This is a genomic window from Massilia litorea (assembly GCF_015101885.1).
GTDB lineage: Bacteria > Pseudomonadota > Gammaproteobacteria > Burkholderiales > Burkholderiaceae_D > Telluria > Telluria litorea.
On sequence record NZ_CP062941.1, the window covers coordinates 643,279 to 655,816 of the forward strand.

The 12,538-nt window shown below is 64.8% G+C and carries 11 protein-coding genes, 2 tRNA genes and 1 pseudogene; 10 read left to right on the plus strand and 4 right to left on the minus strand.

What is annotated here, in order from left to right:
- Positions 1-2 precede the first annotated feature (2 nt).
- A complete protein-coding gene (locus tag LPB04_RS02845; RefSeq protein WP_193687286.1) occupies positions 3-1,487 on the plus strand; it encodes a PA domain-containing protein in 1,485 nt (494 codons plus the stop codon).
- Between the two features lie 82 nt (positions 1,488-1,569).
- Here LPB04_RS02845 and LPB04_RS02850 read toward each other — a convergent pair whose 3' ends face one another.
- Positions 1,570-2,433 carry a class I SAM-dependent methyltransferase gene (locus LPB04_RS02850; protein ID WP_193687287.1) on the minus strand — a complete coding sequence of 288 codons (864 nt, stop codon included), beginning with the start codon at positions 2,431-2,433 and terminating at the stop codon, positions 1,570-1,572.
- A 125-nt stretch (positions 2,434-2,558) separates the two neighbouring features.
- Between LPB04_RS02850 and LPB04_RS02855 the strand changes: the two genes are divergently transcribed.
- The 5 genes and pseudogenes from LPB04_RS02855 to LPB04_RS02875 all read left to right on the plus strand — a co-directional run bounded on the left by LPB04_RS02855 (position 2,559) and on the right by LPB04_RS02875 (position 5,414).
- A complete protein-coding gene (locus LPB04_RS02855; protein ID WP_193687288.1) occupies positions 2,559-3,554 on the plus strand; it encodes an AraC family transcriptional regulator in 996 nt (331 codons plus the stop codon).
- Between the two features lie 62 nt (positions 3,555-3,616).
- Positions 3,617-3,692, plus strand: a tRNA-Phe gene (locus LPB04_RS02860).
- 188 nt (positions 3,693-3,880) lie between these two features.
- Positions 3,881-4,756 carry an alpha/beta fold hydrolase gene (locus LPB04_RS02865; RefSeq protein ID WP_193687289.1) on the plus strand — a complete coding sequence of 292 codons (876 nt, stop codon included), beginning with the start codon at positions 3,881-3,883 and terminating at the stop codon, positions 4,754-4,756.
- Positions 4,757-4,846: 90 nt separating this feature from the next.
- Positions 4,847-5,347 (plus strand): annotated as a pseudogene (gene msrA, locus LPB04_RS02870) (peptide-methionine (S)-S-oxide reductase MsrA); the annotation flags it as partial.
- Positions 5,322-5,414: transfer RNA gene (locus LPB04_RS02875), tRNA-Phe, on the plus strand. The pseudogene msrA and the gene LPB04_RS02875, both read left to right, overlap by 26 nt.
- 18 nt (positions 5,415-5,432) lie before the next feature.
- On the opposite strand, the gene LPB04_RS02880 is transcribed toward LPB04_RS02875, so the two are convergent.
- Positions 5,433-6,287, minus strand: coding sequence for a helix-turn-helix domain-containing protein (locus tag LPB04_RS02880; RefSeq protein WP_193687290.1), 855 nt, complete (start codon positions 6,285-6,287; stop codon positions 5,433-5,435).
- Between the two features lie 231 nt (positions 6,288-6,518).
- Here LPB04_RS02880 and LPB04_RS02885 point away from each other — a divergent pair, with 231 nt between their 5' ends.
- From LPB04_RS02885 to LPB04_RS02900, 4 genes are all read left to right on the plus strand, one after another.
- Positions 6,519-7,391 carry a fumarylacetoacetate hydrolase family protein gene (locus tag LPB04_RS02885; RefSeq protein ID WP_193687291.1) on the plus strand — a complete coding sequence of 291 codons (873 nt, stop codon included), beginning with the start codon at positions 6,519-6,521 and terminating at the stop codon, positions 7,389-7,391.
- Positions 7,392-7,404: 13 nt separating this feature from the next.
- On the plus strand, positions 7,405-8,190 hold the full coding sequence (locus tag LPB04_RS02890) for an alpha/beta fold hydrolase (RefSeq protein ID WP_193687292.1): 786 nt from the start codon (positions 7,405-7,407) through the stop codon (positions 8,188-8,190).
- 29 nt (positions 8,191-8,219) lie between these two features.
- Positions 8,220-9,554, plus strand: coding sequence for a metal-dependent hydrolase family protein (locus tag LPB04_RS02895; protein WP_193687293.1), 1,335 nt, complete (start codon positions 8,220-8,222; stop codon positions 9,552-9,554).
- 120 nt (positions 9,555-9,674) lie between these two features.
- Positions 9,675-10,445: a hypothetical protein gene (locus LPB04_RS02900; RefSeq protein ID WP_193687294.1), complete on the plus strand. Its 771-nt coding sequence runs from the start codon at positions 9,675-9,677 to the stop codon at positions 10,443-10,445.
- Positions 10,446-10,486: 41 nt separating this feature from the next.
- On the opposite strand, the gene LPB04_RS02905 is transcribed toward LPB04_RS02900, so the two are convergent.
- Positions 10,487-11,320, minus strand: coding sequence for an aldo/keto reductase (locus LPB04_RS02905; protein WP_193687295.1), 834 nt, complete (start codon positions 11,318-11,320; stop codon positions 10,487-10,489).
- An 11-nt stretch (positions 11,321-11,331) separates the two neighbouring features.
- Entirely contained in the window at positions 11,332-12,492 is a 1,161-nt protein-coding gene (locus tag LPB04_RS02910) for a low temperature requirement protein A (protein ID WP_193687296.1), read from the minus strand.
- Between the last annotated feature and the right edge of the window lie 46 nt (positions 12,493-12,538).

Genomic DNA, 12,538 nt, shown 5'->3' on the forward strand with positions numbered 1-12,538 from the left:
ACATGCGCACCCCTCAATTTTCGCGTTCCGCCGCGCGCTCGCTGATTGCAGCCGCCTGCGCCCTGACCTGCCTGGCCTCGGAAGCGGCCACCATCAAGATCCAGAGCCGCGACCCTGCCGGCTACGGCTTCAATGACCCGACCCCGGTCGCGCCAGTCGGCGGCAACATGGGCACCACGCTCGGCCAGCAGCGCTTCAACGTCTACCGTTATGTCGCCGACATCTGGGAAAAGAACCTCGAAAGCAACGTCGAGATCGTCGTCTCGGCCGGCTGGGAAAACCTGACCTGCACCTCGACCTCGGCCACCCTGGGCAGTGCCTCGGCATGGAACTTGTGGCACGACTTCCCGGGCGGCGCACCAGGCACCTGGTATCCGCAAGCGCTGGCCAACAAGCTGGCCAAGACCAACCTGAGCGCAGGCCAGCCTGACGACGGCACCGGCTACGGCAACGTCGACATTAAGACCCAGTTCAACGCCCGCCTCGGCCAGACCGGCTGCCTCGACGGTGCGCCGTTCTACCTGGGCCTGGACGGCAAGGCCGGCACCGCCGTCAACTTCGCTGCCACCCTGCTGCACGAACTGGGCCATGGCCTGGGCTTCTCGGTGATGAGCGTCAGCACCTCGAGCGGCAACCGCATCAACGCCGAGTACACCGCGTACACCCCGGACGGCCTGCCGAGCATCTGGGAACGCTTCATGTACGACAACACGGCCAAGAAGAGCTGGCTGGACATGACCTCGGCCGAACGCAAGGCCTCGGCAATCAATCCGCTGCAACTGGCCTGGACCGGTCCGAACGCCGTCGCCGGCGCCGCCATCCTGAAGCCGCTGCCGGTCGTGAAATCGTCGAGCCCGGCAGGTGCCGTGCCGACCGCGCCGTACAGCCCATCGGCCTTTGGCCCGGCCGTGCCGAGCACCGGCAACCTGGGTGTGCTGGCGACGATCGCCGCCCAAACTGGCGAACTGGGCCCTGGCTGCTCGCCGTTCAACGCCGCCAACGCTGCCGCCGCCAAAGGCAAGGTGCCGATCATCAGCCGCGGTGGCTGCACCTTCGCCGAAAAAGTGAAGAACGCGCAGAACGCCGGTGCGGTTGCCGTCATCCTGGCGAACAACGCCGCCGGCACCTTCACCCCGGGCGGCGCGGACGCAACCGTGACGATCCCGTCGGTCGGCATCACCCAGGCCGATGGCGAAACGCTGAAGGCAGCCGTTGCCGCCGCCGTGAAATACGGCTCGCGCAGCACCCCTGGCTCGGTGACCGCCTCGCTGGCGATCGACCCGAACCGCAAGGCCGGCGCCGACCTGGCAGGCCGTCCGCTGCTGTACACGCCGAACCCGCTGATCGGCGGCTCGTCGGTCTCGCACTGGGACGTCTCGGCTTCGCCGAACCTGCTGATGGAACCAAACATCAGCGCCGACCTGACCCTCACCGTGACGCCGCCGCTGGACCTGACGCTGCCACTGCTGAAGGACATCGGCTGGTAATCGACAGCAGACAGTAAGCTGCACATGAACCGGGCGGGTGGCGCAAGCTGCCCGCCCGGTTTTTCTTTCGACGTTTCCCCGGTCAGGCGCTGCGCTTGACGATCACCGCATCCAGGTATTCCGAGGGCACCACCAGCGAGGCGCCATCGGCCGTATTGAACCACCCGAGCAGTTCCAGGATGTCGTGTTCCAGCAAGGCCTGGCCATGGCCGTCGAGCGCCGCGAATGCCTTGTTCACCGGCCCATAAAAATCGCGGAACACCTGCAGCCAATGGCTGGCCGACGTATAGCGGAAAGCAAAATTGCGGCGCGCCGTGCGGATGTCGGCGGCGGCGTCTCCGAAGAGTTCGCCAAGATAAGCCTCCGTGCCCCACAACAGCGGCGACATCAGGCCCGCCGGCGGCGGCACTGCCTTGCCGATCACCTTGAACAGCTGGCCGACGAAACTGTCGGGCGTCCAGCTCGACAGGGCGATCCGGCCGCCCGCGCGCACCACGCGCAGCAGTTCGCCGGCACAGCGCGCATGGTCGGGCGCGAACATCACGCCGAAGGTCGACACAGCCACGTCGAAGCTGCCGTCCTGGAAGGGTAAATTCTCGGCATCGGCCACCCGGAATTCGACGTCGAGGCCCTCGGCGGCGGCGCGCGCCCTGCCCTTCTCGAGCAGGGCCGGCACGTAGTCGGTCGAGGTGACGCGGGCCAGGCGGTGCGCCGCCGCCAGCGTCGCATTGCCGTTGCCGGCCGCCACATCGATGACGGTCTCGCCGGCGCGGATGTCGGCCATCTCGGCCAGGGTCTCGCCGACGATCTGCAGGGTCACGCCGATGATGGCGAAGTCGCCGCTGGCCCAGGCGGCCTGCTGGCGCGACTTGATGGCGGCGTAGTCCGGCTGCGCGGCAGACCGAGCCGTTGCGGCGCCCGGGGCCGATTGCGTTGTCTTGTCCATGGTGTCATCCTTCCTTCTCCAAATCGCGAGATCGAAAATTTCAGTATGGTGTGCGGGGCCGGGGCCTGCTTGACCGGGCGTCGGCACGTTTTGCCCGCGCATCCTGACCGGCCGTCCTGACCACGATGGAAACCGACACCCTCTCCGATGTGCTGCGCTCGGTACGCCTGCGCGGCGCCGTCTTCTACCAGATCAGCTTTCCCGCGGTCTGGGCGGTCGAGGCGCCGCCGATGCGCGAACTCGGCCGGCTACTGTTCCCGGACGCCGAGCACGTGATGGAGTATCACGTGCTCGCCAAGGGCGCCGGCTGGGCCTGCGTGGCCGGCCTCGCGCCGGTGCGGCTGCGTCCCGGCGACGTCGTCATCCTGCCGCACGGCGACGGCCACGTGCTCTCGAACGACCCCGACCTGCAGCCGACGCGTATCGATCGCGACTGGATCGCCGCCACGCGCGACGCGCCCAAGCCGATCCCGATCGTGTTTCACTCGCAATACGAATTTTCCTGGGGCGAACACGCGACGCCGGGCGACACCGAACTGGTCTGCGGCTTTCTTTCCTGCGACCGTCACCCCTTCAATCCCCTGCTCGACGCCCTGCCGCGCCTGCTGCACCTGCCGGCATCGAACAGCGCCGCCGCCCACGCCGAACTCGCTCAACTGGCGCTGCGCGCCGACCGCGGCCAGCCGGGCGCGGCGGCCCTGCTCGAGCGCGCCAGCGAAACCATGTTCATCGACGCCCTGCGGCGCTACCTGGAGTGCCTGCCCGCCGGCAGCACCGGCTGGCTGGCCGGCCTGCGCGACCCTCAGATCGGGCGCGCACTGGCGCTGATCCACCGCGCCCCGGCCCGTCCCTGGACCATCGACGACCTGGCGCGCGCTTCAAATCTGTCGCGCTCGGTCTTCTGCGCGCGCTTCCTGCGCCTGCTCGGCCTGCCGCCGATGCAATACCTGGCGCGCTGGCGCATGGAAGCGGCTGCCGGCCTGCTGCGCGGCAGCCGGGCACCGGTGGCGTCGGTGGCGCTGGAGGTCGGCTACGAATCGGAAGCGGCCTTTGCCCGCGCCTTCAAACGCGAGACGGGAACCTCGCCGGCACGCTGGCGGCGCATGCAGCTGGCGGGTTGAGGGAGGGTGCGCGCGCAAAAATTATGGACGAGCCGGCACTTCATGCTAAAATTCGCCGCCTTGGCCTGGTAGCTCAGTTGGTAGAGCAGAGGATTGAAAATCCTTGTGTCGGTGGTTCGATTCCGCCCCGGGCCACCAAGAATTCAGTAGTACAGAAAAACGCCAACCCATGCAGGTTGGCGTTTTTGTTTGTGGATTCCACCGTCCTTGTGTCCGTCCCTCTCCGGACCGTCATCCCCCGCAAGAATGTCTAACGAACGCCGTCGTTGTGCCCGCTGCGGTAGGCTGGCGGCATACGCACGCCCGTGCGATGGGGAGAATCGATCATGCATTACATTCGTCGCGGCACCGGCAAGCCTTTGCTGTTGATTCATGGCCTCGGCGGCCATTGGCAGAGCTGGAACCCAATTCTGGCCGATCTCGCGACAAGGCGCGAAGTCATCGCGGTGGACCTGCCCGGCTTTGGCCAGACGCCGCGGCTGGCCGGCGAAACCTCGATCCGCACCCTGGCAAATGAGACCGCGGCCTTCCTCCATGCCCATGGCTTGAGCGGCATCGATGCAGTGGGTAGCTCGATGGGGGCGCGACTGGTGCTGGAGCTGGCGCGACGCGGTGGAATCGTCGGCGGCGTGGTAGCGCTCAATCCTGGCGGTTTCTGGCAGGGATGGGAGCGTCACGCGTTCTTCAGCTCGATCTACCTGTCGATCCGGTTGCTGCGGCTGCTGCGCCCGGTATTGCCGGCAGTCTGCGCCAACCCACTGGGTCGCGCTTTGTTGCTGGCACAATTTTCTGCGCGGCCGACCAAGCTGGCGCCGGACACCGTGAGCGACGAATTGTGCAGCTATGTGGCCTCGCCGGCTTTTGATGAACTGCTGGCCCAGCTCGCCTACGGTGAGGAGCAACAAGGGGCTCCGCGTAACAGCATCGTGCATCCGCTCGTCATTGGCTGGGGACGGCGTGACCGGGTCTGCTTTCCGCGTCAAGCCAGACGCGCGCTGGCCTTGTTCCCGGATGCTCAGCTCCACTGGTTCGATCGCTGTGGCCATTTTCCGCACTGGGATGCTCCGGCGGAAACCTCACGGCTGATCCTGAGCGCACTTGCCGGCGCGCGCGCCGATGCTGCAGTCGGGCGCTCGCACGCGGGCCATGGAGACCATCCAGAACAATCCTCCAGCCTGCATCTGCCGCAATTCACCGGCTGATGACCGGCATGCGACAGGCGCGGCGACAAACGGGCCAACGTGGGAAGATATGCGCTTCACGCCTACCACTCATTCAAGCAAAGGGAATCAATGACAGCTCACACTGAAACCGCCATCCTGGCCGGCGGCTGCTTCTGGGGCATGGAGCAATTGCTGCGGCGCATACCGGGCGTGCTTTCGACGCGCGTCGGCTACACCGGCGGCGACGTGCCCAACGCCACCTACCGCAACCATGGCACCCATGCGGAAGCACTGGAACTGGTGTTCGATCCGGGCCAGATCAGCTATCGCCAGATCCTCGAATTTTTCTTCCAGATCCATGATCCGACCACGGCGAACCGTCAGGGTAATGATCGGGGGATGAGCTATCGCTCCGGCATCTATTATCTCGACGATGCACAAAAGCGCATGGCCGAGCAGACCATCGCCGACGTCGACGCCTCCGGCCTCTGGCCCGGCAAGGCCGTCACCGAGATCGTCGCGGCGGGACCTTTCTGGGAGGCCGAGCCGGAACACCAGGATTATCTGGAACGCAATCCGAACGGATATACCTGCCATTTCATCCGGCCGGGCTGGAAGCTGCCCGTCCGCCAGGGAGCAGCGTCAGCAGAGGATTGAAAATCCTTGTGTCGGTGGTTCGATTCCGCCCCGGCCACCAGTAATTCAGTAGAGTCGTTCAAACTGCCAGCCCCGTCACTGTCGCCGGCATCGCCCCCACCGCAGCGCGCCGGAAGGTCGAGGGCGACACGCCGGTGTGCTCCTTGAAGAAACGGGAAAAATTGCTGGGCGCGGAGAATCCGAGGTCGAGTGCGACCGTGGTCAGGGATGCGCCCTGGCCGATCAGCCGGCGCATCGCCTCTTCGACCCGGACGGCGCTCCAGAACACCTGCGGACTCGTATTGAGCTGATCACGGAACAGCGTAAAGAAGTGCGCGCGCGACAGGCCGACCTGGTGCGCGATCTCGTCGAGTGCGATCTTGTCGCTGACATGCTCGCGCATCAGCGTGATCGCGCTGCGCAGGCGATGGTCGAGCAAGGGCGGCAGCAGGCGCCTGGGATCGGCCACGCGTCCGCGCGTGGTGGCGTCGATGGTGGCGCTGATCAGCTGCTCGACCAGGCCATTCAAGCCATCCTCGGGTTCGCGCGCCGACAGGATCAGGTCCAGCACCTGCCAGCAGGCCTGGCGCAAGCCGGCATCGATCGGAATGCGCGATGACGGGAAGACAAAGGGACGACCGGTCGCCCGCCGCAGTTCGTTCAGCCACTTCCGCGAAATCATGAACACCAGGAACACTGCCGGTCCCGTTCCATCCAGCCGCGTCATGTCGTGCGACTGATACGCATTCGTCGCGAGGCCCACATTTTCGTCGTAGCGGACCACCTCGGTGCCGACATTGGCCTGGGCCCGCGCGCCGCCGAGCCAGAACACGATCTGCGATTCGGAATGTGCGTGCGCCACCAGGTCGGTACACGTCTCCAGCACGATCGCCTGTCCAAACGTCCCTTCGTAGAACGCGTACGACTCTGCCATCTTGTCTCCCTTGCCGGCATTACCGGTCATATTTATGCCCAAATTGTAATCCTGGCAGCGGGGCATATCAGACGTTCGAAAAAAAGATATCAGACGCATTGATAAGGGGTTGGACCCGGCGATAAGCCCAGCCATGGGTTGATAAGCGCGCCTGCCCGTTTGTTCCTAGACTCCGTCCACGGTCAGCGGTCCGAGCTTCAATCGGTCCCGACCGAATACCTGGAGGAATACATGCAAATCGCAACATATCAACTCGATGGACGCCGCTTCGTCGGGCTTGTTTCCGATGACCGCGAGCAGGTCACGCCGTTCGAACTTCCCGAAAACGCGGCGGCCGAAGGCGCCCTGGTGATCATCAAACTGCTGGCCGACGGCGGCGCGCTCCCCGCACCCACCGGGCAAGGGGTGCCGCTCGCATCGGTCCAGCTGCTGGCGCCGATCCCGGTACCTCGCCGCAACGTCTGGTGCGTGGGCCGCAACTACCACGCCCACGCAAAGGAATTGCAAACCTCGGTATTCAAGGACAACGACGCCAATCCGGAAGCCTGGCCGATCGTCTTTACCAAGGTGCCCGAATGCGTCGTCGGCCCCTTCGACAACATCATGCTGCCGGGGGCCGCGATCTCGGAGCAAATCGATTACGAGGCCGAACTGGCGGTCGTCATCGGCAAAGGCGGCAAGAACATCACCCGCGCCGACGCCATGGGGCATGTGTTCGGCTACACGGTGGTCAACGACGTCACCGCGCGCGACGTCCAGATGCGCCACCAGCAGTGGGACATGGGCAAGTCGTTCGACACCTTCTGCCCGATGGGTCCGTGGATCGTGACCGCCGACCAGCTCGATGGCACCCGGACCCGCGTGCGCTGCTGGGTCAACGGCGAGCTGCGCCAGGATGGTCCGACCGACAACCTGATCTTCGACATCCCGACCCTGATCGAGACGATTTCGCGCGGCATCACCTTGTACCCGGGGGACATCATCGCCACCGGCACCCCGGCGGGCGTCGGGCTGGGCATGAAGCCGCCGCGCTTCCTGGCTGCGGGCGACGTGGTACGGGTCGAGATCGACGGCATCGGCGCCATCGAAAACCAATTCATTTAAAAGGAAACCTCACATGACTACCGAAATTGTTGCAGGACTGACCGTTGAAGTCGAAGGCGAAGGCGCCGCCATCGTGTGCGTCCACGGCCTGGGCGGCTCGAGCAATACCTGGACCCCGGTGATGGGGGCGCTGCAAGGCCACCGCATCGTTCGCATCGACCTGCCGGGCAGCGGCCGCTCCCCAAGCGGCAGCGGCGAACTCAACATCGCCAGCATGGCCGACGCGGTCCAGGCCGTGTGCCGCGAGCTCGACATTACCAGGGCGACCTTCCTCGGCCACTCGATGGGCACCATCGTCTGCCAGCACATCGCGACGAACAATCCGGCGCTGGTCACCGGCCTGGCGCTGTTCGGCCCGCTCGTGTGCCCGCCCGACGCGGGACGCGCCGGCATCCTGGCGCGCGCCGACAAGGCCGCCACCGGCGGCGCGGCCGCGATGCAGGAAATCGCCGACGCCATCGTCGGCGCAGCGACCTCGAAGGAAACCAAGGCCCAGCAGCCGGCCGTGCTGGCGCTGGTGCGCGAGAGCGTGATGCGCCAGAGCCCCGAAGGCTACGGGCAAAGCTGCAGGGCGCTGGCGACGGCGCAGGCGGCAGCGATCGACGACATTTCAGTGCCGACCTTGCTGGTCACGGGAGACCAGGACGGTGTTGCGCCTGCGGCGAACGTGGCGGCCATGGCGGAACGTATCAAGGGCAGCGAGATGGTGGTGCTGGAAGGCTGCGGCCACTGGACCACCTTCGAGCGTCCGCAGGAGTGCATGCAACAGCTGACGAAGTTCCTGAGTTCTTCAAAATAACCAGGCCTTGGGGGCCAGAGGAGACATACATGAAGAAGATTGCAATCACCAATGTCACGATTTTCGATGGCAGTGGCGACGACGTATTCAAAGGTGAAGTCCTCGTAGAAGGCAACCGGATCGTCGAAGTAGCGCATTTCCCGAACAAGGTGTCGGGCACCGCGGACCAGCTGATCGACGGCGGCGGCAAGTTCCTGATGCCGGGAATGACCGAAGCCCACACCCACTTTTCGTGGAACGACCAGCCGACGCTGTCGGCCATCCAGTTCATGCCACCGGAAGAACACATCCTGTGGTGCGTCGACGTGGCCAGGCGCTATCTCGACATGGGCTGGACCTCGGCCATCGGCGCCGCCGCCGCCAAGCCGCGTCTCGATATCGTCCTGCGCAATGCCATCGCGGCAGGCCAGTGCGTCGGCCCGCGCTACCTGGCCGGCAGCCAGGAGATCGCCACCCTGGGCGGTCTCGGCGACAACACCCTGCCCCACCTGCCCTTCCAGGAACTGAGTTTCGGCCACATCGTGAGCGGCCCCGAGGAAGTGCGCAAGGCCGCGCGCATGTTCATCAAATACGGCGTGGACCACCTCAAGATCAACCTGTCGGGCGAATATATTGCCGGCCTGTCGGCAGAGCTGTCGCCATTCTCGGACGAAGAAATCGCCATGCTGACGAGCGAGGCGAAGCGCAACAACAAGCGCGTGGCGGCGCACGCGCGCTCCGACGAGTCGGTACGCCAGTGCATCCGCCACGGCATCGACATCATCTTCCACGCCAGTTTCGCGAACGAGGAAACGCTGGACATGCTGGAGGCGAACAAGGAGCGGCACTTCGTGGCGCCCGCCATCGGCTGGCTGGTGCGCACCAGCTTCAACGCGTCGGAATATGGCATCACGCCCGAGATCGCCCGGCAAATGGGCTACCCGCAGGAACTGGAAGCAGCGGCGGCCTCGCTGCGCCAGATGCACAAGCGCGGCATCCGCATCCTGCCGGGCGGCGACTACGGCTTTGCGTGGATGCCGCACGGGACCAATGCCAACGACCTCCAGTATTTCGTGGACTACATCGGCATGACCCCGACCGAAGCGCTGGTCTCGGCGACCCGCCTGGGCGGCGAGATCATGATGCGGCCGCATGAACTGGGCCAGGTGCGTCCCGGTTTCCTTGCCGACCTGGTGCTGGTCGACGGCGACCCGCTGCAGGACCTGGGCATCCTGACCGAGCCGGCCAGGATCGCGCTGGTGATGCAGGACGGTGTGATCCGCAAAGGCTTGCAGGACGCCAGCCCGCGCACAGCGGCCATTCACGTCCCGGCGAGCGAAAACCCGCTGCTCGACAAGGGCGTGCAGGAAGCCGTACCGGCCTGACCCCAGCCTGCTTTCGGCGCCCGCAGCGGTCCTGCTGCGGGCGTCTGCCTACCCGAATGAATACCGACAGCGCCCCTGCCGCGGCAGCGCGGCAGGCTGCTGGCCGACAATGGAGATGGAATGAATCTGAATAAACGTGTGATGCGCACTGCGCTGGCGCTTGCCGCACTGGCCGCAACCGGCACCGTGCTGGCGGCCGAATTCCAGGTGGCGAACCTGAACGCCCTGTACACGACCCGGTCCAGGGCCGATCCCGTGCTCGGCACCGGGACCGACGATGAGAAACTGAAGACTTACCAGTTCGAATATTTCGCAGGCTTCAAGTACGGCGACGTGTACGTCGATGCCGAGCTGTTTAGTGGCGAGAACGTCGGCGGCGCCGGCGCCGGCTCCTTCGGCGGCAACAGCCCCAACCAGAGCCTGCTGGTCTTCAATCCACGCCTGAGCCTGGGGAAGATCAGCGGCCGCAACCTGGCCTTCGGCCCGATTGCCGACGTGTCGCTGATCGCGCGCTACGAGCGCGCCAGTTACGCCGACTTCCGTTCCTGGAACCACGGCATCTCCTTCAACTTCACTGTGCCGGGCTTCGCTTACTTCGAGTCGGGCATCCTGCGCCGCAATACCAATTTCTACAAGGGCGAGACGCTGTGGCGCTCGGTCCTGATGTCGAAGCCGTTCGCGGGCGAGCGGCTTCGTTTCAACCTGCTGGCGCTGATCAATGGAACGGGAGCGAATGGCACGGAAGTATTCCTGCGCCCGGAACTGCTGTGGGCGATCGACGCCAAAGGCAGCTTCCAGGCCGGCCTGCGCTACGAAATCCATCGCTACAAGATCGAGGGGCAGGACTATTCGCGCAACTCGCCCACCCTGATGGTGAAGTGGACGATGTAAGGATCGGCTGGTCGTCCGGCAACAACGCCGCATGAACCGCGTCAGATCATTTCCAGCGGCATCTTTCGCTTGGGTGGCGGGAAGGCACGGTCCAGCGCCGCCATGTCCTGCGGCGACAGCGCAATATCGAGCGCGGCGCGCAACTGCCTGACGTGCTCCGGGGTGCCGGCCTTCGGCAGCGCGATCACCTGATCGCTGCGCAGCACCCAGCGCAAGGCGATCTGCGCAGGGGTGGCGGAATGGGCTGCCGCCAGGCGCAGCAGCTCGGGTTCGCCGAGCAGGCGGCCCTGCTCGAGCGGGGAGTACGCCATGAGAGGGAGCTTGCGCTGCCCACACCAGGGCATCAGGTCGAACTCGATGCCGCGCCGCGTCAGGTTATACAGCACCTGGTTGGCCGCCACCGCATCGCCTCCAGCCAGGGCGGCCAGTTCCTCCATGTCCGCCGTGTCGAAATTGCTGACGCCCCAGGAACGGATCTTACCCGCGCGCAGCAGTCGATCGAAGCCCTCCAGCGTCTCTTCCAGGGGGACCCCGCCGCGCCAGTGCAGCAAGTACAGGTCGACGACATCGGTGCCCAGCCGGCGCAGGCTGTCCTCGCACGCGGCGACCGTTCCACGCCGCGTCGCGTGATGGGGAAGCACCTTGGTGACGATGAAGGCCTCGCTCCTGCGGCCGGCAAGCGCCTCGCCGACCAGTTCCTCGGCGGCGCCGTCGCCGTACATTTCGGCGGTGTCGATGACGGTCATTCCGTTGTCGATGGCGTAGCGTATCGCATCGCGTTCGTCCTGCCGGTTTGCCGGACGTTCGCCCATGTGCCAGGTGCCCAGGCCGAGCACCGGCACCTGCTCTCCGGAGGGAAATCGCGTATTGCGCATGATGGCTCCTGTCATGGCTGCTGTCCTGTGATGGCGCGCTTGCGCGGATGTTCGTGACGCTGCGGGGGGATGTTCAGGTATCTGAGACTGAGGAAAGCATAACAAACCACCGCAGCGGTCAGGCCAAGCAGGATATGGCCTGTTTCGGGCAACAGCAGGGAAAGCCCGGTCAACACGAAGACGACCAGGGTATTGACGACCAGTTGGTGCCGCAGCTCGGGACGCTCCATGAAATAGGCGTACTGTTTGCCGATGAAAAAGCAGACCGCGCCGATGACCGACAGTACCCGGAAATCGGATACGGCCATGTCGTCCAGGATCGCGTGCCGGATCAGGCTGGCCAGGATCGACAGGCCGATGAAGACGAACAAGTGCGAGTAGAGGACCGAATGGCCGGTACTGAGCTTCTGTTCGGACAGCAGGTGAAAACTGTCGAAGTAAACCCACCAGATGCTCGATATCGTCACGAAGCCGGTGGCGGCGGTCAGCAGCTTCTCCGGCGTCCATCTGATGTCGGCCAGTCCCGTGGACAGGCTGGTGATGGACTCTCCCAGGATGATGATCGTGAGCAGGCCCACACGCTCGATCAGGTGCTCGGTATGCGCTGGAATGGCCTCGAGACGGCGCCGCAAGAAAAAGATGAACGCCCCCAGGTCGAACAGTATTCCCAGGTAAAACACGACATATCTCTCCGGCGCCGGGAACAGGACCGAAGCGAGGCTGATGGTGGCGCCGGCTACGATCACCCAGCCGACTGCCGTTGTGAGTGCGACGCTTTCCTTGTGCCGGTATTTCGACACGAAATACATCATGGCCACGATGTATTTCGAACCGGCGTAACAGGCGACGATCGCCTCGAAGCCGGCCGTGAATCGCTCGTCGATCAGGCCCGAGATGATGATCAACAGGAACATGATGAACAGGGTCGCCAGCCGATGCTTGCGGTCATCCGCATCGAACCGGTTGGCATACATCGTGTGGCTGGCCCACAGCCACCACAGGGGTATGAAAACCAGGACGAATTTCCAGAACTGGAGCGGGTCGAGGTGCCCCTCGTGCGTGTGGCTCAGGATATGCGTTACGTCATCGATCGTTACCACAAAAATCAGATCGAAGAAACACTCGAGCCAGGTGGCATGGCGATTGGGATCGAAATATTTTGTGTTGTGCATATTGGCTGAGTGTCGACTGTGCACCGGAACGCGTTCGGCCCATCCA